The organism is Streptomyces sp. 351MFTsu5.1 (assembly GCF_000383655.1).
GTDB lineage: Bacteria > Actinomycetota > Actinomycetes > Streptomycetales > Streptomycetaceae > Streptomyces > Streptomyces griseorubiginosus.
On the sequence record NZ_KB911782.1, the window covers coordinates 141,391 to 161,389 of the forward strand.

At 71.8% G+C, this 19,999-nt stretch carries 22 protein-coding genes; 9 read left to right on the top strand and 13 right to left on the bottom strand.

What is annotated here, in order from left to right; translation table 11 throughout:
- Positions 1–17: 17 nt before the first annotated feature.
- The 3 genes from H295_RS0119575 to H295_RS0119585 form a co-directional block, all read right to left on the bottom strand.
- Positions 18–617 carry a hypothetical protein gene (locus H295_RS0119575; protein WP_020137037.1) on the bottom strand — a complete coding sequence of 200 codons (600 nt, stop codon included), beginning with the start codon at positions 615–617 and terminating at the stop codon, positions 18–20.
- A gap of 150 nt (positions 618–767) precedes the next feature.
- Complete coding sequence (locus H295_RS0119580) at positions 768–2,096, bottom strand: enolase C-terminal domain-like protein (RefSeq protein WP_020137038.1); 1,329 nt, start codon at positions 2,094–2,096, stop codon at positions 768–770.
- Positions 2,097–2,192: 96 nt separating this feature from the next.
- Positions 2,193–3,530: a gluconate:H+ symporter gene (locus H295_RS0119585; protein WP_020137039.1), complete on the bottom strand. Its 1,338-nt coding sequence runs from the start codon at positions 3,528–3,530 to the stop codon at positions 2,193–2,195.
- 127 nt (positions 3,531–3,657) lie between these two features.
- Between H295_RS0119585 and H295_RS0119590 the strand changes: the two genes are divergently transcribed.
- Positions 3,658–4,257, top strand: coding sequence for a YdcF family protein (locus tag H295_RS0119590; protein ID WP_028809534.1), 600 nt, complete (start codon positions 3,658–3,660; stop codon positions 4,255–4,257).
- Between the two features lie 319 nt (positions 4,258–4,576).
- Here the strand turns inward: H295_RS0119590 and H295_RS0119595 are convergent, their stop codons facing one another.
- Positions 4,577–5,497: a helix-turn-helix domain-containing protein gene (locus H295_RS0119595; protein ID WP_020137041.1), complete on the bottom strand. Its 921-nt coding sequence runs from the start codon at positions 5,495–5,497 to the stop codon at positions 4,577–4,579.
- A 449-nt stretch (positions 5,498–5,946) separates the two neighbouring features.
- Between H295_RS0119595 and H295_RS0119600 the strand changes: the two genes are divergently transcribed.
- Entirely contained in the window at positions 5,947–7,113 is a 1,167-nt protein-coding gene (locus tag H295_RS0119600; RefSeq protein ID WP_020137042.1) for an MFS transporter, read from the top strand.
- Between the two features lie 163 nt (positions 7,114–7,276).
- Positions 7,277–7,501: a LexA family protein gene (locus tag H295_RS0119605; protein ID WP_020137043.1), complete on the top strand. Its 225-nt coding sequence runs from the start codon at positions 7,277–7,279 to the stop codon at positions 7,499–7,501.
- A gap of 270 nt (positions 7,502–7,771) precedes the next feature.
- Here H295_RS0119605 and H295_RS0119610 read toward each other — a convergent pair whose 3' ends face one another.
- Entirely contained in the window at positions 7,772–8,911 is a 1,140-nt protein-coding gene (locus tag H295_RS0119610) for a hypothetical protein (protein ID WP_043217647.1), read from the bottom strand.
- Positions 8,912–8,995: 84 nt separating this feature from the next.
- Entirely contained in the window at positions 8,996–9,331 is a 336-nt protein-coding gene (locus H295_RS0119615; protein ID WP_028809535.1) for a hypothetical protein, read from the bottom strand.
- 161 nt (positions 9,332–9,492) lie between these two features.
- On the opposite strand from H295_RS0119615, the gene H295_RS0119620 reads away from it, so the two are divergent.
- Positions 9,493–10,113 (top strand): TetR/AcrR family transcriptional regulator, encoded by a 621-nt coding sequence (locus H295_RS0119620; protein ID WP_020137046.1) that lies wholly within the window; start codon positions 9,493–9,495, stop codon positions 10,111–10,113.
- An 87-nt stretch (positions 10,114–10,200) separates the two neighbouring features.
- Here the strand turns inward: H295_RS0119620 and H295_RS0119625 are convergent, their stop codons facing one another.
- Both H295_RS0119625 and H295_RS0119630 read right to left on the bottom strand, forming a co-directional pair.
- Complete coding sequence (locus tag H295_RS0119625) at positions 10,201–10,434, bottom strand: hypothetical protein (RefSeq protein ID WP_028809537.1); 234 nt, start codon at positions 10,432–10,434, stop codon at positions 10,201–10,203.
- Positions 10,435–10,517: 83 nt separating this feature from the next.
- On the bottom strand, positions 10,518–11,213 hold the full coding sequence (locus tag H295_RS0119630) for a type 1 glutamine amidotransferase domain-containing protein (RefSeq protein WP_028809538.1): 696 nt from the start codon (positions 11,211–11,213) through the stop codon (positions 10,518–10,520).
- 50 nt (positions 11,214–11,263) lie between these two features.
- On the opposite strand from H295_RS0119630, the gene H295_RS0119635 reads away from it, so the two are divergent.
- Together H295_RS0119635 and H295_RS0119640 are read left to right on the top strand one after the other, a co-directional pair.
- A complete protein-coding gene (locus tag H295_RS0119635) occupies positions 11,264–12,310 on the top strand; it encodes a LysR family transcriptional regulator (protein ID WP_020137049.1) in 1,047 nt (348 codons plus the stop codon).
- Between the two features lie 35 nt (positions 12,311–12,345).
- Positions 12,346–13,080: a maleylpyruvate isomerase family mycothiol-dependent enzyme gene (locus H295_RS0119640; RefSeq protein WP_020137050.1), complete on the top strand. Its 735-nt coding sequence runs from the start codon at positions 12,346–12,348 to the stop codon at positions 13,078–13,080.
- Here the strand turns inward: H295_RS0119640 and H295_RS0119645 are convergent.
- Entirely contained in the window at positions 13,077–13,457 is a 381-nt protein-coding gene (locus tag H295_RS0119645) for a MarR family winged helix-turn-helix transcriptional regulator (protein ID WP_020137051.1), read from the bottom strand. The genes H295_RS0119640 and H295_RS0119645 overlap by 4 nt on opposite strands.
- 86 nt (positions 13,458–13,543) lie before the next feature.
- On the opposite strand from H295_RS0119645, the gene H295_RS0119650 reads away from it, so the two are divergent.
- Both H295_RS0119650 and H295_RS0119655 read left to right on the top strand, forming a co-directional pair.
- Positions 13,544–15,031 (top strand): MFS transporter, encoded by a 1,488-nt coding sequence (locus H295_RS0119650; RefSeq protein WP_020137052.1) that lies wholly within the window; start codon positions 13,544–13,546, stop codon positions 15,029–15,031.
- A gap of 92 nt (positions 15,032–15,123) precedes the next feature.
- Positions 15,124–15,411, top strand: coding sequence for a DUF6332 family protein (locus H295_RS0119655; RefSeq protein ID WP_020137053.1), 288 nt, complete (start codon positions 15,124–15,126; stop codon positions 15,409–15,411).
- Here the strand turns inward: H295_RS0119655 and H295_RS0119660 are convergent.
- The 3 genes from H295_RS0119660 to H295_RS0119670 form a co-directional block, all read right to left on the bottom strand.
- On the bottom strand, positions 15,372–16,037 hold the full coding sequence (locus H295_RS0119660) for a response regulator (RefSeq protein WP_020137054.1): 666 nt from the start codon (positions 16,035–16,037) through the stop codon (positions 15,372–15,374). The genes H295_RS0119655 and H295_RS0119660 overlap by 40 nt on opposite strands.
- Positions 16,034–17,248: a sensor histidine kinase gene (locus H295_RS0119665; protein ID WP_020137055.1), complete on the bottom strand. Its 1,215-nt coding sequence runs from the start codon at positions 17,246–17,248 to the stop codon at positions 16,034–16,036. The genes H295_RS0119660 and H295_RS0119665 overlap by 4 nt, the downstream gene beginning before the upstream one ends.
- A gap of 111 nt (positions 17,249–17,359) precedes the next feature.
- A complete protein-coding gene (locus H295_RS0119670; RefSeq protein ID WP_020137056.1) occupies positions 17,360–18,052 on the bottom strand; it encodes a TetR/AcrR family transcriptional regulator in 693 nt (230 codons plus the stop codon).
- A gap of 130 nt (positions 18,053–18,182) precedes the next feature.
- On the opposite strand from H295_RS0119670, the gene H295_RS0119675 reads away from it, so the two are divergent.
- Entirely contained in the window at positions 18,183–18,635 is a 453-nt protein-coding gene (locus H295_RS0119675; RefSeq protein WP_020137057.1) for a nitroreductase family deazaflavin-dependent oxidoreductase, read from the top strand.
- Between the two features lie 34 nt (positions 18,636–18,669).
- Here the strand turns inward: H295_RS0119675 and H295_RS0119680 are convergent, their stop codons facing one another.
- Positions 18,670–19,902 (bottom strand): geranylgeranyl reductase family protein, encoded by a 1,233-nt coding sequence (locus tag H295_RS0119680; RefSeq protein ID WP_051135584.1) that lies wholly within the window; start codon positions 19,900–19,902, stop codon positions 18,670–18,672.
- Positions 19,903–19,999 lie beyond the last annotated feature (97 nt).

Here is a 19,999-nt window from a genome sequence, read left to right on the forward strand (position 1 = left end):
GACTCCAACCCCTCACCTCACAGGCCGTCACGCACCATGGCCTCGACGATCCGCACGTGGCGGTCTGCCGCCGTGCCGGAGAACTCGTTCTCGTAGTTCAGTCCGTAGGGCCAGAAGTGCCCTCCCCCGGTGGACAACTTGGCCGAGGAACCGTCGAACTGCCGCACGAGAGCAGTGGCTTGGGTACCGGTCCAGGTTCCGCTGCCGCCGAGGCGGGACCAGCCCGCGCTGGTGCCCACGCCGATGGTGTGGGCGATCTCGTGCAGGGCGGTCCGCTCGGTCATGTAAGCGCGGTCGCTGCCGAAGCGGATGGTCCCGTTGATGTTGCCGTCCGCGGTGGGCACGCTCGGGTCGTAGCGGACGGTGACGGACTTCCCCAGGTCGCTCACGTTGTTGTAGCGGTTCACCGCGGCGTTCATCGCGGAGGTGATCTGGGTGTACGCCGACTGCTGGTCCGCGGTGGGGTTGCTCGCCCGTTCCAGGGTCCAGGTGACGGTGGCGGCCGCGACCCGTTCCTGGAGTGCCGGGGCGGCGGGCGGGGCGGCGTGGGCGACGCCGGGCGCGGACAGGAGGAGGGCGGCGAGCGCGGCGGCGACCGCGCCTGTTCGTCGGTTCATGTGGGGGCCTCTCGTGGGGGGATCCCGTGGGGGGAAAGTCGAGGCAGAAATCGGAAAGCGCTTTCCGAGATGGCACGGATGCTAGGGAGTCGTCTTGTTCATGTCAATGACGCCGGCCCTGCCGCACCCGACAGCACGCGGGACGGACGCTCAGCGCACCAGGCAGGGCCGCTTCGCGTCGAACTCCCAGCCCTCGATCAGGTATTGCATCCCGGCAGCGTCGTCGCGACCCCCCGAGGCCACCTCCTCGTGCAGGTCCTGCGCCGCCTGGAGCCGGTCCCGGTCGAGGCGGACGCCCAGGCCCGGCTCGTCCGGGACGGCCACCTCCCCGCCGATGATCCGGGGCGGCTCCACGGTGAGCCGTTCCTGCCCCTCCTGCCAGATCCAGTGCGTGTCCAGGGCGTTGTACTCGCCCGGGGCCGCGGCTCCGCAGTGCGTCATCATCGCGAGCGAGATGTCGAAGTGGTTGTTGGAGTGGCAGCCCCAGGTCAGCCCCATGGCGTGGCACAGCTGAGCGACCCGGACCGACCCCTGCATGGTCCAGAAGTGCGGGTCGGCGAGCGGGATGGACACCGACTGGAGAGCGAGGGCATGGGTCAGCTGCCGCCAGTCCGTGGCGATCATGTTGGTCGCCGTGGGCAGTCCGGTGGCCCGGCGGAACTCGGCGAGGATCTCGCGTCCCGAGTAGCCGCCTTCCGCGCCGCAGGGGTCCTCGGCGTAGGCAAGAGTGCCGACCAGCGGACGGCACAGCTCGACGGCCTCGCGCAAGGACCAGGCCCCGTTCGGGTCGAGGGTGACCCGGGCCTCGGGGAACCGCTCCTTGAGGGCCCGTACGGCCTTCACCTCCTCGCTGCCGGCCAGGACCCCGCCCTTGAGCTTGAAGTCACGGAAACCGTAGTGGGCGTGGGCGGCCTCGGCCTGGCGGACGATCGCCTCGGGGGTGAGGGCCTCCTCGCGCCGGACGCGGTACCAGTCGATGTCCGCGTCGGGTTCACGGAGGTATCCGAGGTCGGTGCGGTCCGGGTCGCCGACATGGAAGAGGTAGCCGAGAACCCGTACGGCGTCACGCTGCCGGCCGTCGCCGAGCAGGGCGGCGACCGGGACGTCGAGATGCTGTCCGAGCAGGTCGAGGAGGGCCGACTCGACGGCGGTGACCGCGTGCACGGTCGTCCGCAGGTCGAAGGTCTGGGCGCCGCGGCCGCCCGGGTCCCGGTCCGCGAAGGTGTCGTGGACCGCGCGCAGGACCCGCTTGTAGTCGCCGACACGGGCTCCGACGACCAGCGGTTCGGCGTCACGCAGGGTCCGCGTGATGCTGTCGCCGCCCGGTACCTCGCCCAGGCCGGTGCGTCCCTCGGAGTCCTCCAGGACGACGACGTTCCGCGTGAAGTACGGGGCATGGGCGCCGGAGAGGTTCAGGAGCATGGAGTCACGGCCGGCCACCGGATGGACGGAGAACTTCGTGACGACGGGCTGACTCATGGGGGAGGTGTCCTTCTGGTGAGGTGCGGGGCGGATCAGGCGCGGGGCGGCGAAGGGACTGGGGCCAGATGGGATGAGGGCCGGCTGGGGTGAGCGTCAGACGTTCAGCGTGTCCAGGGCCTGCTCCAGGATCAGCACACCGGCGAGGCCCAGGATCGCCAGCACGGTCGTGTACGTGGTGCGCGCCTTGATCGCGTCGATGACGGACAGGTTGAAGTACTCCTTGAACATCCAGAAACCCGGGTCGTTGACGTGCGAGAAGGCGATCGAGCCGCACGAGACGGCGAGGACCATCACCTCGGCGTGCACCCCGCCGCCCGCGAGCAGCGGCAGGGCCACGCCGGAGGCGGTGACGACGGCGACGGTGGCGGAGCCGATGGCGACGCGGAGGATGGCCGCGATGAGCCAGGCCAGGATGATCGGCGAGACGGCCCAGCCGTCCGTCGCGTCCTTGATGTAGTCGGATATGCCGCCCTCGACGAGGACGTTCTTGAAGGCACCGCCCGCGCCGATCACCAACAGGATCGTCGCCATGGCCTGAGCGGCTTCCTTGCAGGAGGCGCTGACCTCCGCGAGGCTGCGCCCCATTCTCGGCCCGAACACCCAGACGGCCACGAGCAGCGTGAGCAGCAGGGCGATCGGCGCCGAGCCGATGAAGGCGACGAAGTGCAGTGCCGCGTTGTCACCGGAGGCGACCAGGTCGGTCACCGCGGCGCCGGCGATCAGTACGACGGGCAGCAGGGCCACCGTCAACGACCAGCCCAGGCCGGGCATTTCGTCCTCCTCGAAGACCCGTTCGCCGACCAGGCCCTTGGGGATGTCGGGGTTCATCCGGCGGACGAACGGCAGCCGCGGCCACAGCAGGGCGATGAGGGCGCCGACCGGGACGGCGATGAACAGGCCGTAGAACAGGGTGAGTCCGACGGAGGCGTGGAAGGTGGCAGCGACGGCGGTGGGGCCCGGGTGGGGCGGCAGGAAGCTGTGCATGGTGGACAGCGCGATCGACATCGGCAGTCCGACCCAGAGCAGGTCGGCCCTGGTGACGCGGACGAGCGTGAAGGCGACGGGGACGATGATGACGAAGGCGACCTCGTAGAACATCGTCACGCCGATGAGCATCGCGGACAGCACCATGGCGACCTGCACCCCGCGCGGTCCGCACACGTCGAGGACCTTGCCGGCGATCCGTTGCGCGGCACCGGAGTCGCCCATCACCCGACCGACCATGGCGCCGAGTCCGATCGTGAGCATGGTGTCGCCGATCTGGTCGCCGATGCCCTCGGAGAGGACGTCCGGGATGTCCCGCAGCCCTATCCCCTGGACCAGGGCGACTGCCACGGCGACCAGGAGGAGGGCGACGAAGCCGTTCAGTCTCAGCTTCGTCATCAGAAAGAGCAGAACGAGGACGCTGATCCCGACGACGACGAGCGGCATACGCGGTTCTCCCCACTGAACAGAATCCTCATACAGAAACGCTGTCTACATATGAGGACGGAGGCTAGGTGCATTGATCTCCCGGGGTCAATGGGTGTGCGCGGTGGAAGTGCCCTACAGTCGCCGGATGCGACGAGCAACAGCACTGGCGACGGCCGCGGTTGCCGCCCTCGCGTGGGGCGAGTGGCTGAACTGGCGTTGGTCCCGGGCTCTCGTGGGAGACCGAGCGGGGACTTCCACGGCCGTGGTGGTGTTGGGGTACCGCAATCCCCGGCCGACGGCGAACTCGATCAACCGGTGGCGAGTCCGAGCCGGCCTCCGTTCCGTCACCGCGGACGATGCCGGGAGCACCCGCGTGGTCTTCAGCGGTGGCGAGAACGGCGCCGGGTGCACGGAGGCCCGGCTGATGGCTGATTACGCCCGGTCGGTGCTCGCGTTCGACGGCACGGTGCTCCTCGAGGACCGGTCCACGACGACGTGGGAGAACATCACGAACGTCATCCCGCTGATCGAGGACGTGGACCGCGTCAAGATCGTGTCGCAGCCGGCTCATGCGCTCAAGGCCCGCGCGTATCTGCGCCGGCAGCGCCCCGATCTGGCGGCGAAACTGGTGCGTGCGGAGGACTACCGCGTGGGCGAGTGGATCCTCGTCAAACCGCTGCTGGCCCTGTACGGGCTGTGGGCCCTACGAGTCCTGAAGCCCGACGAGCGAACCGTCTCGCGCTAGGGAGGGGCGGTCGGCCGGAGCCGGGGGGAGTCCGCACGGGCGGAGGCGGCGCGCGCGGGCCGCTCACCATCCACCCAGGTCACCCGGAATCCCCCGAGACACTGCCCGTCGCATCTGCGGCGCCGCTGAAGGCCCGAAACCCTCCGGCAGACCTAACCTCCCGGAAACCGCCCGCACATGACGGCCAGGTGGGGTCGCTGCCGCGGCAGCATTCACGGCGTCCCGCGTGCGCGGCACCCACGACCCGTGGCGCAGGGTCCGGCCGGTCGGACGGTCCCCCGCGCCATCCGACCGGCCATCCGCCGTACGAGCGGGGACGCTACCGGGCCGCGGCCGACGCGGTCTTGGAAGAATTTGCACTCCCGGTCAGCGCCACCGCCCCTTCCACCCGCCGCGCCGCCACCATCCGCCCGGGCGTGGTCCCGGCGATGGCCCGGAACTCGCGGTTGAGATGGGCCTGATCGTAGAAGCCGCAAACCGTGGAGATCTCGGTCAGGCTCGCCGTCCCGCGGCCGAGCAGGGTCACGGCACGGCGGAAGCGCAGCACCCGGGCGGACGCCTTCGGGGTGAGCCCGACCTGCTGGGTGAACCGCCGGATCAAGTACCCCTGGCTCCAGCCCACTTCGGCGGCGATCCGGGCGATCGGGATCGCTCCCGCGCTGCCGGAGAGCAACTGCCAGGCCTGGTCGACCTCCGGAGCGGGATCGGGGCCGAGACCGAGCCGCTCCAGGAGGGCCGCGTCCAGCAGGTCGAACCTGGCGGCCCAGTCCCGGGTGGCCGCCATCCGTTCCACCAACACCCCTGCCCCTGAACCCAGGACGTCCCGGATCTCGACGGCCAGGTTCGTCAACTCGCCCATCGGCATGCCGAACAGCCGGTAGGCGCCGAGCGGGGTGAACTCGACCCGGATCGCCTCCTGACCGCCGGGGTGCGTACAGATCGCGGGCCGGTCCTCCAGCCCCACCACCAGCGACCCGATGGACCCGCTGCCTCCGTCCCGCATGCCGAGCCTGCGCAGCTGCGTGAACGGTTCCGCGAGACTGATCAGCAAGGTCGCGCACCCGGTCGGCACCAGCCTGGCCTCGTACGGAGTGGGCACGGCCTCCCAGTAGCCGACGTAACTGCGCAGGTACGGCCGCAATCCGGGATGCCAGGGTCGCGTGACCCGCCACAGGCCACCGAGCCGCGCGATCTCGACCGCTCCCGTCGCGGCCGTGGTGCCGTGTGCACCGAGAACCACCAAGAGGCTCCCCTCACCCCCGAGGGACCGCCCGCCCACCCGACAAGGCCGTGCCTCACCGCCGTACGGCGGGGCGGCGGATCGTCCGCCCGGCCCCAGTATCCCCATCGGCACGGCCGCTCAACGGCACGGAAGTGAAGTCGACATGCGGATCGGCGCGAACTCGACGACGCGGAAGCGAGGCGGACGGACCAGGCCAGGCCAGGCCGGACCGGACCGGACTGGACCGGCGTACGAGATACCGCGCCGCGTCCACGAACGTCCGCAGCCCCACCCTCCGCGAACCGCCCTCCACAAACCGCCCCCACACCGCCCGCCACGAACCTCCACAGCCCCACCTCCGCCCCAAACCCCCCGTCTCCGCTCAACCGAACACCCTTGCCCACACCCGAGCGCCCACCTACCCTGATTTTGTGCCGCAAATAAACAAAGCCCGGTCGCACAGCGCCGTGCGGGGCAGTCGCAGCGACCTCAGTCGGCTCCGCATCGCCCTCACCGTCTTCTTCGCCCTCGACGGATTCATCTTCGCCGGATGGGTCGTCCGCATCCCCGCGATCAAGGAACAGACGGGCGCCTCCGCCAGCGCCCTCGGCCTCGCTCTCCTCGGCGTGTCGGCAGGCGCGGTGATCACCATGATGCTGACCGGCCGCCTGTGCGGGCGCTACGGCACCCACCGCGTCACCGTCGCCTGCGCCGTCCTGCTCTCCCTCAGCGTCGCGCTGCCGCCGCTGACCCACTCCGCGGTGGCGCTCGGCACCGTCCTGCTGCTGTTCGGCGCGGCCTACGGCAGCCTCAACGTGGCGTTCAACAGCGCCGCCGTCGATCTCGTGGCCGCCCTGCGCCGGCCGATCATGCCCAGCTTCCACGCCGCCTTCAGTCTCGGGGGGATGATCGGCGCCGGTCTCGGCGGACTCGTCGCCGGGAGCCTCTCCCCCGCCCGGCACCTGCTCGGGCTCACCGTGATCGGCCTGCTCGTCACCGCCGTCGCGGGCCGGACCCTGCTGCGCATCCAGCCCCCGAGCACCCCGGAGGACAGCACCCACCGGCCCTCCGCACCCCGCCGCCCGAACACCCGTACCCGCGGTCTCGTCATCACCTTCGGCCTGATCGCCCTGTGCACGGCCTACGGCGAGGGCGCCCTGGCCGACTGGAGCGCGCTGCACCTGGAGCACGACCTCGACGCCGCACCCGGTGTCGCGGCGGTCGGCTACTCCTGCTTCGCGCTCGCCATGACCATCGGCCGCCTGACCGGCACCAGGCTGCTCGAACGTCTCGGCCAGACCCGCACGCTCGTGGGCGGCGGCACCATCGCCGCACTCGGCATGCTGCTCGGCGCCCTCGCCCCCTCCGTCTGGGCGGCGCTCCTCGGCTTCATGATCACCGGGCTCGGTCTCGCCAACCTCTTCCCCGTCGCCGTCGAACGTGCGGGCAGGCTGGCCGGACCGGACGGGGTCGCGATCGCCTCCACCCTCGGCTACGGCGGCATGCTCCTCGGTCCGCCCGCGATCGGTTTCATGGCCGACTGGTTCTCCCTGCCCGCCGCCCTCACCAGCGTGGCGGCCCTCGCCGCGACAGCCGCGGCCATCGCCCTGTTGACCCGCCGGGCGGCGGGCTGAACCACGGCATGCCGGGTCGGTGAGCCTGCGCACGCCTTGCGATCAGCGCCCTGACCAGCGACTCCATGCCGATCCACGTCGACTGATCCGTCCGCCCCCGCTCCTCGCGCCGACCGCGCACGTCGACTTGCCGCCGAATTCGAACACGCGATCTAATCCGACTATGGCGAACCACAGGGTCGACTACCTCACCAGCACCCAGGAGCAGATCCTGCGCTGCATCCGCGAGTCGATCGCCGAGCGCGGCGAAGCCCCCACCGTGCGGGAGATCGGCGCGTGGGTCGGCCTGCGCAGCCGTTCCTCCGTCCACTACCACCTGGGCCGGATCGAGGCGCTCGGCCACATCGCCCGTGAGCCGCACAGACCGCGCGGGATCAGGCTCACATGACCGGCCCCGCGCCCGATCCGCAGGGCTTCCACCTCACGGTGTCCTCCAGCGGCCGCCCGGTGATGCACGGCTGGTGGTCCCGGGAGGCCACGGCCCGCGACAAGTTCCGGGACTGGATCGGCGCGTACGGCGGGATGCCGGCCGCACACCTCCTGCTGGTCGAGCGGACCGGGGACCACGACGAGCGACTCGTGGACAGCTGGCCCGTGGACTCCCCGCCCGGACACCGGGCCAGAGCCGGGCGCTCCGAGTCCGGGCAGGGCGGGGGCCCTACCGGTGCCCCTCCACGGGACCGTCGGCCACCGACGGGTGGACGTACCGGCCCTCGTCGAACGGCGTGAACCACTCCTCGAACGCCACGAGTTCGATCCCGAGGGCACTGCCGAGCGTCTCCTCGTCGTCGACGTCCATCGAGCCGTCGTACAGCCACTCGTGATCCGTGTCCTCGAAGACGTGGCCGGCGAAGGCGTCGAGTGCCGCCGAGACGTCGTCGTCGAGAAGGCCGTAGACCTCAAGAGTCGCCGTCGCCTCGCGCAGGAGGAACCGCAGGGCGAGCTCCTCGGCCACACAGCCGAGCCGCCGGAAGCTTCCGTCGGTGAAGCGGGTGGTCAGGGCGACCACGGCCACCAGGAAGCGGCGGGCGAACAGGGCGTCGTAGCGCAGGGCGTACCGGTCGGGCAGCCGCTCCAGGTGCCACAGGGGCCCTTCGCATTCGGCGACGCTGCTGTCCTCCTGCGTCAGGACCTGCACGTCCTCGAACAGCTCGGCGACCAGGACGTCGGTCGCGAGGACGAGCGCGCCGGCGACGAGCGCGGCGCCCTCCGGCGAGACGGAGAAGCCCCCGGACTCATCCCCCTGCCCCTCCGCGCCGTCGAGCACGCCGAAGGCGGCAGGAGGGAACGAACGCAGCTGATCCGCCAGCTCCAGCATCCGGTTCCGTACGGACTTGGCCCGTACGTCCGCGTCGTACTCCTCGCCGACGCGCTCACCGGTCGGGTGCTGGGTGTGCCGGGCCTTGCGGACGGCCGGGTCGTCGGGCGGGGCGTCGGGGCCGTCGGCGGCGTCGAGGCTCTCCCTGGCGAGATCCTGGTGGAGTTCGACCTCGCAGCGCTCGATCCTCCAGTCCGCGAGCAGTTCGGAGCGCTCCAGCAGCTCGTCCACCAGGACCTGCACCGCGTCCTCGGCGAACTCCAGCGCCGGAGCGTCCACGAAGACCTTCAGCAGGGCGCCGTCCGGGTGGACGGCCACGATGCTGTCGAGGAGCTCGGCTTCCGCACCGTCGGCGCCCTCCAGGGACCTGACGGACTGGAATCCGTCCTCGAGGAGCGCCACGGCGCCGGCTCGCTGGAGGGGGTCCATCTCCGGAGTGCCTTCCGGGATGCGGGTGTCCACAGTCACTACGTACGTCACACACCGAGCTTCGCAGGAAGGAACCGTTCTGCGCGGAAGAACGGCTGGTCCGCGCGGTCTGTTCGCGATCAGTTACCCGTTGCATCACTCCGCGTGAGCCACCGCCTCCCGCTGCAGCTGGACGGCGGCCGCCAGACTCAGTTTCGGCTCCGCCTTCCGCAGTGCCCGCACCGCCGCCACCGAGGTGATGTCGCCCGTGAAGCCGACGTCGGCCAGCCGGGAGCGGACCCAGCGGGCGCGCAACTCCGCCTCGGTGGCGGCAGCGGTGGACTCGACGAGGGCGGCGGCACGTTCCAGCCCGGGGCGCTCCTCGGGCGTGGCCTCGGCCAGCGCCTGCCGCAGGGCCGCTCCGACCACGTCGGCGTCCCTGACGAGCAGCACGAAGTTGTGTTTCTTGTTCAGTCCTGTGATTCCCGGCATACGGATCATCGTGGCGGTCATGTCCCGCCCCCGCCAAGCGACTTGAGGAGCTTCAGAGGCTCACCCCTCGGGACCCGCAACACCACCGAGACGGTTTCACATTGAACAACAAGGGAGTAATCTACACGTGTACGAAACCGTTTCGTTTGGATGAGGTGGGCATGGACGGCAGCGACAGGGACGGCACCGGCACCGCCCGCGTCTCCCGCAGCCGCCGCAGCAAGCTGACACAGGCACGGCAGGCGGAGCTGTACACGAGCGTCCTCGACCTGCTGCGGGAGGTCGGCTACGACAGCCTCACCATGGAGGCCGTCGCCGCCCGCACCCGGTGCAGCAAGGCCACCCTCTACCGCCAGTGGACGGGGAAGCCGCAGCTGGTCGCCGAGGCGCTGCGCCACGAGAAGCCCGTCGCCCTGGCCGGTGTCGACACCGGCTCGCTGCGCGGCGACTTCCTGGCGGTGGTGGACCGGTTGAGCAAGCCGCGGATGGAGCGGGACACCGCCCTGCTGCGCGGGCTCCTCCAGGCCTCCCACGCCCACCCCGACCTTCTCGAGGCACTGCGTGAGCTGTTCGTGTTCCCCGAACTGACCGGTCTCGCCGAGATGTTGGGACACGCCGTCGAGCGGGGCGAGGTCTCCGCGGACACCCCCGCCCTGCCCTTCGTCCCGCACACGCTCGTCGGCCTGCTGCTCGCCCACCAGCTGGCGGAGGCCGAGCCGGCCGACCCCGCCTTCGTCCGGGACTACATCGAGGCGGTGGTCCTGCCCGCGCTGGACGTCTGAGGACCTCCCCTCACCTGGCCGCAGCCGTGGGGATTCACACAAGGTGCCGTCACGGAGCCAAGAAGACGGTGAGTCCTCACCGCTCGATCAGTCCTCCGGCCGAAGCCGCTGACGAGCGGCCTCCAGCCGCCGGCCATAGTCGGGCGCGAACAGCTCAGGAAGCGTCTTGTCGAGCGTTCCGGCGATTCGACGGATCGGGGCCCAGACCGCCGGATCGTCGACAACTCGGCCGAGGTCCGTCATCTGGAGCTTCTCCAGCCAGTGCGACAGCACCAGTGCCTCGTCGCCCGTGAGCTTGATCGTCACCTGGCTCTCACTCATGCACACCCCTATGGCTCGGTCTGCCCCGGCCCCATGAACCTACTGGCCTTCGACCTTGACCAAGCGCACAGGGGCCCCGGGCCTCAGCCCAGCTTCTTGAGAAGTTCGGCGGCGAGCGGCGCGGAGGACGCCGGGTTCTGGCCGGTCACCAGGTTGCCGTCGACGATCACGTGCGGGGCCCACGGCTCGGCCTCGTCGACCAGCACACCCGCCTCGGTGAGCCGGTCCTGGAGCAGCCACTTGGCCTTGTCGGCGAGGCCCGCCTGGGTCTCCTCGGCGTTGGTGAACGCGGCCACCCGGCGCCCGGCGAACGCGTTGGAGCCGTCGGCGCCGGTCGCGGCGAGCAGTGCGGCGGGAGCGTGACAGACGACACCGAGGGGCTTGCCGCTCTCCAGGGCGGCGGTGAGCAGCCGACCGGAGTCCGCGTCGACCGCCAGGTCCTCCATCGGACCGTGACCGCCGGGGTAGAACACGGCCGCGTAGTCGTCGAGGCGCACGTCCTCCAGGCGCAGGGGCCGCTGGAGTTCGGCGGCCGAGGCGAGCACCCCGGCGATGCGGTCGGCGTTCTCCTGCCCGCCGTTGACCTCGGCGGCGAGGCTGCCCTTGTCCACGGTCGGCACGACCCCGCCGGGAGTGGCCACCACGATCTCGTGGCCGGCGGCCTTGAAGGCCTCGTACGGGGCGACGGCCTCCTCGGCCCAGAAGCCGGTGGGGTGCTGCGAACCGTCGGCCAGCGTCCAGTGGTCGGCGCCGGTCATCACAAAAAGGATCTTCGACATGGTGAAACCGTAATCCCGCCCCGCCCCGGCAGGCCAATAGGCTCACGCATATGAGGGATAGGCACACCAATGGCTCCGGGGAGCCCGTCAAGAGCGTCGGCGCACCGCTGGACCTGAATCTGCTGCGGACGTTCCTGACGGTGCACCGCACCGGCTCCTTCACCGCCGCCGCCCGCCTCCTCGGCCTCTCCCAGCCCACGGTCACCACTCAGATCCGCAGTCTGGAACGGCAGCTGGGCCATGAGTTGTTCGAGCGCCAGGCACGGGGAGTGGCCCCGGCACCGCACGCGGACGAGCTCGCCGCCCGGATCGTGCGGCCCCTGGACGAGCTGGCCGCGGTCGCCGGGCCCGCCGACGGCACGGACGACGCCCCGGCCGAGCCGGTGCATCTGGCAGGCCCCGCCGAGCTGCTGTCCCGCTGCGTGCTGCCGGGGCTGGCTCCGCTGGTGGACGCGGGGGTACGGCTGCGCATCACGCCGGGTCTGACCGAACCGCTCCTGGAGGATCTGCGCGCGGGCCGGCACGACCTGGTGATCGCCACCTTCCGGCCCCGTGGCCGCGCCCTCACGGCCCTGCCCCTGACCGACGAGGAGTTCGTCCTGGTCACGTCCCCCACCCAGGCGGAACGGCTCACCTCCCCCGTCCGAGGAGAACGGCCGGCCTCCCCCACCCGAGCCCATCAGCCCGGCACCCCCACGCGCACCGAACGACCGTCCACCCGAGCGGAGCGGCCCGGCACCCCCGCCCGCCTCCAGGCCGCCCTGCACGCCGTCCCCCTCGTCGCCTACGCCGAGGACCTGCCCATCGTGCGCCGGTACTGGCGGCACGTGTTCGGAGGGCGCCTGGTGCGGCAGCCCGAGGTGACCATGCCCGACCTGAACGCGGTCAAGGCCGCGGTCGTCGGCGGCACCGGATTCACCGTGCTGCCCCGCTACCTGTGCGCCGCGGAGCTGGCGTCGGGATCACTGGTCCTGCTGCACGATCCCGAGGACCCACCCATCAACACCAGCTTCCTGGTCCAGCGGCCCGGCACTTCCGGCAACCCGCACGTGGCCGTGGTCCGCGACCACCTGCTGGCGGCGGCCCGCGACTGGTAGTCCCGCCGGGCGTCGCCGTGAGGCACACTCCCCCCATGGAGACAGCCGAGTTCATCCGGATCCTGGAGCGGGAAGGCCGGTCGCTGGCGTCGGCCGCCGAGCAGGCGGGCACCGACGCCAAGGTGCCGACCTGCCCGGAGTGGCAGGTGCGGGATCTGCTCAGGCACACGGGGGTGGTGCATCGCTGGGCGACCGCGTTCGCGGCCGAGGGGCACACCGCCTTCCGCCCCATGGCCGACGAACCCGGCCTGGACGGCGAGGAGTTGCTGGCCTGGTTCCGCACCGGCCACCGCCGGCTGGTCGACACGCTCGACTCGGCGGCCCCCGACGTGGAGTGCTGGCACTTCCTGCCCGCCCCCTCACCGCTGGCGTTCTGGGCCCGGCGCCAGGCGCACGAGACGGCCGTGCACCGCTTCGACGCGGAGGCGGCCCGCGGCGGCAGCCCCGGCGGACTCGGGCGGGACTTCGCGGCCGACGGCATCGACGAGTTGCTGCGCGGGTTCCACGCCCGCGCGAAGAGCGGGGCCCGCAGCGCCGAGCCCCGGGTCCTGCGGGTGCGGGCGGGCGACACCGACGGCGCGGTGTGGACCGTACGACTGAGCGAGGAGCCGCCCGCGGCGGAGCGCGGCGAGCAGGGGCCCGCCGACTGCGAGGTGTCCGGGCCGGCGGCGGACCTGTATCTGGCGCTGTGGAACCGGCTGCCGTTCCCCCGGGTGACCGGGGACGCCTCGGTCGCCGAGTTCTGGCGGCAGCGGTCCGCCGTGGACTAGGAGGGTTGCAGCATCCTGGTGAGGACCGCGCGCTGCACCGGAAGGGCGTCGCCGTGCAGCGCGCGTCCCTTCGGGGTGAGCGACACCCGGACGCCCCGGCGGTCCTCCGCGCACATCCCGCGTTCGACGAGGCCGTCCTTCTCCAGGCGGGCGATCAGCCGGGACAGGGCGCTCTGGCTCAGATGGACGCGCTCGGAGATCTCCTGGACCCGGTAGGCGCAGCCGCCGTCGGCCAGGACGTCCAGCACCTCGAAGTCACTCGCACACAGGCCGTGGCCGTGCAGCGCGCGGTCCAGTTCGCACTGCGTGCGCGCGTGCAGGGCCAGGATGTCCCGCCACTGCTCCGCCAGCTCCCGCTCGGGCTTCTTCGCCACCATGCGCGGCACCGTAGCAGAGAAAGTGGATTATTGCATCGGAATTAAATGCGCTTGCATTCGATGCATACGCATGTAGTGTCTTCGGCATGACCTCTCCGCTCACCACCCCCGCGGACCCTTCCTCGTCGGTCCGCTGGACACCCAGGCTCTGGGGCACCCTCCTGGTGCTGTGCGCCGCCATGTTCCTGGACGCGCTGGACGTGTCGATGGTCGGCGTCGCCCTGCCCTCCATCGGCGCCGACCTGGACCTCTCCACCTCGACGCTGCAATGGATCGTCAGCGGCTACATCCTCGGCTACGGCGGTCTCCTGCTCCTGGGCGGCCGGGCGGCCGACCTGCTGGGACGCCGTCAGGTCTTCCTGGTGGCCCTCGGCGTCTTCGCGGTCGCCTCGCTGCTCGGCGGCCTCGTCGACTCGGGACCGCTGCTGATCGCCAGCCGGTTCATCAAGGGCCTGAGCGCCGCCTTCACCGCGCCCGCGGGCCTGTCCATCATCACCACGACGTTCCCCGAGGGCCCGCTGCGCAACCGCGCGCTCTCCATCTACACCACCTGCGCCGCCACCGGCTTCTCCATGGGCCTGGTGCTCTCCGGCCTGCTCACCGAGGCCAGTTGGCGCCTGACCATGCTGCTGCCCGCCCCGATCGCGCTCCTCGCCCTGGTGGCCGGCCTGAAGCTGCTGCCCCGCAGCGCCCGGGAGAAGGACCACAACGGCTACGACGTCCCCGGCGCCGTCCTCGGCACCGCCTCGATGCTGCTGCTGGTCTTCACCGTCGTCCAGGCCCCGGAGTCCGGCTGGGCCTCCGCCCGCACGCTGCTGTCCTTCCTTGCCGTGGCCGCCCTGCTCACGGTGTTCGTCCTGGTCGAGCGGCGCTCGCCGGGCCCGCTGATCCGCCTCGGGGTGCTGCGCTCCGGCACCCAGCTCCGGGCCCAGCTCGGCGCCATGGCCTTCTTCGGCTCGTACGTCGGCTTCCAGTTCCTGGTGACCCTGTACATGCAGTCGCTGCTCGGCTGGTCGGCGCTGCACACCGCGCTCGCCTTCCTGCCCGCCGGCGCGCTGGTGGCGGTGTCCTCCACGAAGGTCGGCTCGATCGTCGACCGGTTCGGCACCCACCGGCTGATCCCGGCCGGCTTCGCACTGATGGTCGTCGGGTACGCGCTGTTCCTGGGCGTCGACCTCCACCCCGTGTACGCGGCCGCGATCCTGCCGTCGATGCTGCTCATCGGCGCCGCCTGCGCGCTGGTCTTCCCCTCTCTGAACATCCAGGCCACCAACGGTGTCGAGGACCACGAGCAGGGCATGGTCTCCGGGCTGCTCAACACCTCGGTCCAGGTGGGCGGCGCGATCTTCCTGGCCGTCGTCACCGCCGTGGTGACCGCGGGCGCCCCCGAGCACGCCACCCCGCAGGCCGTCCTCGACAGCTACCGCCCCGGCCTGATCGTGGTCACGGCCGTCGCCGCGGCCGGACTGCTGATCACCCTCACGGGAGCCCGCACCGCGCGCCGGCCGCAGCCGTCGGTCGTGGTCGCCAAGTCCACCGTGCGGGAGGCGGAGCGCGTCGCCGTAGGCGACTAGCACGACCAGCCCGACTCGGGGGACGCCTCCGACACCGTGCGCCCGGCGGAGCATCCTTGCTCCGCCGGGCGCACGGCTGTGAGACTTCGAGGATGGAGACGTACGGGGGACGCCGGAGCCAGGCCGAGCGGGACGCCATCACCGTGGAGATCGGATACGCCCTGTGCAGCGCGCTGTTCGCGGCCGCGGCGCTGTTCGGGGCGGTGGCCGGACCTGTGCTGCTGTTCGAACTTCCGCGCTCCGTCGAGCTGTTGCTGCTCCGCGGGGGACTCGTCCTCGCTCCCCTGCTCTTCGCGGCGCGGGTGGTGAGCGTGCTGGTGCGGTTCCGGCGGGAGGGCGCTCAGCCCAGCCAGCCCGGCCGCACCAGTCCCGACTCGTAGGCCAGCACCACCAGTTGGGCCCGGTCGCGGGCGCCGAGCTTGACCATCGTCCGGCTCACGTGGGTCTTGGCGGTCAGGGGGCTGACGACCAGGCGCCGGGCGATCTCGTCGTTGGACAGGCCGATGCCGACCAGGGCCATCACCTCCCGTTCCCGCTCGGTGAGTTCGGCGAGGGCGCCGTCGGCCGCGGGCTCCTTGGAGCGGGCCGCGAACTCGGCGATGAGACGGCGGGTCACACCCGGGGAGAGCAGCGCGTCCCCGCCGACCACCGCCCTCACGGCACGCAGGAGTTCTTCTGGTTCGGTGTCCTTGACGAGGAAGCCGGATGCTCCGGAGCGGATCGCCTCGAAGACGTACTCGTCGAGTTCGAAGGTGGTGAGCACGACCACCTTCACCTCGCCGAGAGCGGTGTCCTCCGTGATGCGCCGGGTCGCGGCGAGGCCGTCGAGCAGCGGCATCCGGATGTCCATCAGGACGATGTCGGGCCGCAGTTCACGCACCTTGCGGACCGCGTCCTCGCCGTCGGAGGCCTCCCCGGCCACCTCGATGTCGGGCTGGGCGTCGAGCAGTGCCCGGAAGCCCGCCCGCACGAGTGACTGGTCGTCGGCGAGCAGTACGCGGATCACCGGTCGTCCTCCTTGGCCTTCGCCCTGAGCGGCAGTACGGCGAGCACCCGGAACCCTCCGTCGGGACGCGGGCCCGCCTCGATGGTGCCACCGAGGGCCGCGGCCCGCTCCCGCATTCCGGCCAGGCCGTTGCCGCTGCCGCCCGCGTCGGCGCCGGTCGCGGGCCCGTCGTCGTCGACGCGGAGCCGTAGGGCGTCCTTGTCGTGATCGAGCCGCACGCGCGCGTGCCGCGATCCGGAGTGCCGTACGACATTGGTGAGCGCCTCCTGGACGATGCGGAAGGCGGCGAGGTCGGCGCCGGGCGGCAGGGGCGGTGCCGTTCCGGTCACCTCGACGGTGAGGCCGGCGGCCGCGGCCTGGGAGGTCAGTTCGGGGAGGCGGTCGAGCCCGGGGGCGGGGGCGCGGGGCGCGTCGCCCGGGGTGCGCAGGGTGTCGAGGACCTGGCGGACCTCGCCGAGCGCCTCCTTGCTGGCGGCCTTGATGGTGGTGAGCGCGGTGCGGGCCTGTTCGGGGTCGGAGTCGAGGAGGGCGAGGCCGACGCCCGCCTGGACGTTGATCACGGAGATGCTGTGCGCGAGGACGTCATGGAGTTCGCGGGCGATCCGCAGCCGTTCCTCGTCGGCGCGGCGCCGGGCGGCCCGGGCGCGTTCGGCGCGTTCCCGGGCCCACTGTTCGCGCCGGGTGCGGGCGAGTTCCGAGACGGCGACGATCGCGACCACCCAGGCCGCGGTCACGCCCTCCTGCCCCCAGGGGGCGGCGGGGTCGTGGTCCGGCGGCAGCCACCGGTACAGCCAGTGGGCGACCAGGACGTGCCCGGCCCAGAGCATTCCGAGGGCGCTCCAGGCGGCCTTGCGGTGTCCGGCCACGACGGCGTTGAAGCAGGCGAGGGCGACGGGGAGGAAGACGGGCCCGTAGGGGTAGCCGGCGCCCAGGTACAGGACGGCGGCGACCGCGGTCCCGAACACGACGAGGACCGGCTGCCGGTGCCGCCACAGCAGCAGCCCCGAGCCGATCACCAGGAGCGTCCGCGCGAACGGGTCGAGTCCGGCCCGCTCCCCGGCCTGCTGGTGGGCCGCGTAGTTCGACCCCACGAGCACGAAGAGGGTCAGCAGCAGGGTGGACGCCCACGGCCACCGGCTCTGCCGCCGTTCCCCCCCGAACCGCTGCCACCACGGCGAACGATCCCCGCGCATGCCCCGCACACCGTCCATGACAGCCACGCTAGGGCCCCGTACCGGTCCGGGCGTCCTCTGAGCGGGGTGATCACCCGTACTCCCGGCGAAGTACGCGAGCCGTCGGCCGGAGCGCCGGGCCCGGAGCCGCTACCGCAGCCCCACGCCCCACCCCAGCTGCCGTACCGCATGACGGAAGAACGGCGCGCGGGCCTCCACGACCCGGTTGAACTGGCCGAAGAGCTCGAAGCCGACCAGGCCGTAGAGCTGGGACCAGGCCGCCACCATGGCCGTGATCGCCTCGGGCGGGAGGTCCGGCGCGAGGTCGCCGGCGATGCGGTCGGCCTCGGGGCGGAGCTCCTCGGGCAGCGGGGGCAGCCGGCGCAGGCCGCCCGGGGCGAGGTGCGCGTCCCGTACGACGCCGATCAGGAGCAGGCCGACCCGGGCGGCGGGCGGGACCGTGGTCTGCGGTGCGCTGTAGCCGGGGACGGGAGAGCCGTAGATCAGCGCGTACTCGTGCGGATGGTCGAGGGACCAGCCGCGGACCGCCTCGCACACCGCGACCCACCGGTCCAGCGGCTCCGCCCCCGCGGCCGCCTCATGGGCCCGCTCCGCACTCTCCCCCAGCGAGTCGTACGCGTCGATGATCAGCGCGGTGAGCAGGTCGTCGCGGCTCGGGAAGTAGCGGTACAGCGCGGAGGAGACCATCCCCAGCTCACGGGCCACGGCCCGCAGCGAGAGCTTGGCCGCCCCCTCGGCCGCGAGCTGGCGGCGCGCCTCGTCCTTGATGGCTGCGGTGACTTCGATCCGGGCCCGGGCCCGGGCGCCCTGTGCGGTGTTCATGAGCCCCAGTCTCGCAAAAAGAGAGCGGTGCACACAAGAGAGAGCGCCGCTCTTGCTTTGCCGTGCTGATGCGTGCAGACTGATGCCACGAAACGAGAGCACCGCTCTCTCAACTCGATGGGGAGACACCATGTCGTCGTCGCCGTACTACCTCAAGGGCAGCCCGCTCAACGTCCGCCTCAACGGCGTCATCGGCTGGCTGGCCCGGCACGGCTTCAGCCTCGCGGGCACCGCGGAGATGTCGGTGCGCGGCCGCAAGAGCGGACAGCTGCAGCGCATCCCGGTCAACCCGCACACGTACGACGGCGGGCAGTACCTCGTCTCGGCGCGCGGGCACTCCCAGTGGGTGCGCAACATGCGGGCCGCCGGCGGCGGGGAACTCCGGGTCGGCCGCAAGGTGCGCGCGTTCACCGCGGTGGAGCTGCCCGACGCGGAGAAGCTGCCGATCCTGCGGACCTATCTGGAGAAGTGGGGCTGGGAGGTCAACCAGTACTTCCAGGGCGTCACCGCGAAGTCCTCCGACGAGGAGATCATCGCGGCCGCCCCGGACCACCCGGTGTTCCGGATCACGGTCAGGAAGTGACCGTGGGGCAGGCGCACCCCACGGACACCGACCGTCAGGACGCGGCCTCCTCGCCCTTGTCGGTCTCCCGCTCGCCCGAGCCCGCCCCCCGCTCCGCCGGACGCGGGTCCAGGGCGGCCAGCGCCCGCTGGGCCATCGGCCGGCCCCGGACCAGCTCGCCCAGCGAGGTCGCGCCCTGGGTGATCTCCTTGAACGCGTTCCACGCGGGCCGGAAACCCGTCAGCGCCGCGTGGAAGAGGCCGGGGCGGCGCTCGAACGCGGTCAGCATCCGCTTGCCGACGCTCATCTCGACGCCGAGCCCCGCCTTGATGGCGAACGCGTAGTTCAGCGCCTGGCGCCGGGTGTCGACCGCGTCATGGGCCTCCGCGATCCGTACCGCCCACTCCCCCGCGAGCCGGCCGGAGCGCAGCGCGAAAGAGATGCCCTCACGGGTCCACGGCTCGAGCAGCCCGGCCGCGTCACCGCACACCAGCACCCGGCCGCGCGAGAGCGGCGAGTCGTCGGCACGGCAGCGGGTCAAGTGCCCCGAGGAGATGCTCGGTTCGAACCCGGCGAGACCGAGCCGCCCGACGAAGTCCTCCAAGTACCGCTTGGTGGCCGCGCCTTCACCGCGTGCCGAGATCACACCGACGGTCAGGGTGTCGCCCTTCGGGAAGACCCAGCCGTAACTGCCGGGCATCGGGCCCCAGTCGATGAGGACCCGCCCCTTCCAGTCCTCGGCGACGGTCTCCGGCACCGGGATCTCCGACTCGAGACCCAGGTCGACCTGGTCGAGCTTCACCCCGACATGCGCCCCTATACGGCTGGCGCTGCCGTCGGCCCCGACGACCGCCCGCGCGAGGAGGGTCTCGCCGCCCTGGAGCACCACCGCGACCGTGCGCCGGTCGGGCACCGCCGAGCCGTGCTGCTCGACGCGCTGCACGGTGACGCCGGTGCGCAGCTCGGCGCCCGCCTTCTGCGCGTGCTCGACGAGCTGCTGGTCGAACTCGGGCCGGTTGATCAGCCCGAACAGCATCTGCTTGGAGCGCCGGGTGCGGGTGAAGCGGCCGTTGTTCGAGAAGGTGACCGCGTGCACCTTGTCCCGGAAGGGCAGCTCGAAGCCGGGCGGCAACGCGTCCCGCGAGGGTCCGATGATGCCGCCGCCGCACGTCTTGTACCGCGGCAGCTCGGCCTTCTCCAGCAACAGCACACGCCGCCCGGTGACCGCCGCCGCATAGGCGGCCGAGGCCCCCGCGGGTCCCGCGCCCACCACGACGACGTCCCACACCCGCTGCGCCTCGTCCCGCGCGCCGTCCGCCGGGGAGTCGCCCGCCGAGGGGCCGGCCGCCGAAGGGCCGTCCGTCGAAGGGTCGCCCGCCGAAGAG

Excerpts from the sequence above, each read along its gene's own strand:
- H295_RS0119575 (WP_020137037.1), bottom strand. The coding sequence starts at position 617 with ATGAACCGACGAACAGGCGCGGTCGCCGCCGCGCTCGCCGCCCTCCTC.
- H295_RS0119580 (WP_020137038.1), bottom strand. The coding sequence starts at position 2,096 with ATGAGTCAGCCCGTCGTCACGAAGTTCTCCGTCCATCCGGTGGCCGGC.
- H295_RS0119585 (WP_020137039.1), bottom strand. The coding sequence starts at position 3,530 with ATGCCGCTCGTCGTCGTCGGGATCAGCGTCCTCGTTCTGCTCTTTCTG.
- H295_RS0119590 (WP_028809534.1), top strand. The coding sequence starts at position 3,658 with ATGCGACGAGCAACAGCACTGGCGACGGCCGCGGTTGCCGCCCTCGCG.
- H295_RS0119605 (WP_020137043.1), top strand. The coding sequence starts at position 7,277 with ATGGCGAACCACAGGGTCGACTACCTCACCAGCACCCAGGAGCAGATC.
- H295_RS0119615 (WP_028809535.1), bottom strand. The coding sequence starts at position 9,331 with ATGCCGGGAATCACAGGACTGAACAAGAAACACAACTTCGTGCTGCTC.
- H295_RS0119620 (WP_020137046.1), top strand. The coding sequence starts at position 9,493 with ATGGACGGCAGCGACAGGGACGGCACCGGCACCGCCCGCGTCTCCCGC.
- H295_RS0119625 (WP_028809537.1), bottom strand. The coding sequence starts at position 10,434 with ATGAGTGAGAGCCAGGTGACGATCAAGCTCACGGGCGACGAGGCACTG.
- H295_RS0119630 (WP_028809538.1), bottom strand. The coding sequence starts at position 11,213 with ATGTCGAAGATCCTTTTTGTGATGACCGGCGCCGACCACTGGACGCTG.
- H295_RS0119635 (WP_020137049.1), top strand. The coding sequence starts at position 11,264 with ATGAGGGATAGGCACACCAATGGCTCCGGGGAGCCCGTCAAGAGCGTC.
- H295_RS0119640 (WP_020137050.1), top strand. The coding sequence starts at position 12,346 with ATGGAGACAGCCGAGTTCATCCGGATCCTGGAGCGGGAAGGCCGGTCG.
- H295_RS0119645 (WP_020137051.1), bottom strand. The coding sequence starts at position 13,457 with ATGGTGGCGAAGAAGCCCGAGCGGGAGCTGGCGGAGCAGTGGCGGGAC.
- H295_RS0119650 (WP_020137052.1), top strand. The coding sequence starts at position 13,544 with ATGACCTCTCCGCTCACCACCCCCGCGGACCCTTCCTCGTCGGTCCGC.
- H295_RS0119655 (WP_020137053.1), top strand. The coding sequence starts at position 15,124 with ATGGAGACGTACGGGGGACGCCGGAGCCAGGCCGAGCGGGACGCCATC.
- H295_RS0119665 (WP_020137055.1), bottom strand. The coding sequence starts at position 17,248 with ATGGACGGTGTGCGGGGCATGCGCGGGGATCGTTCGCCGTGGTGGCAG.
- H295_RS0119670 (WP_020137056.1), bottom strand. The coding sequence starts at position 18,052 with ATGAACACCGCACAGGGCGCCCGGGCCCGGGCCCGGATCGAAGTCACC.
- H295_RS0119675 (WP_020137057.1), top strand. The coding sequence starts at position 18,183 with ATGTCGTCGTCGCCGTACTACCTCAAGGGCAGCCCGCTCAACGTCCGC.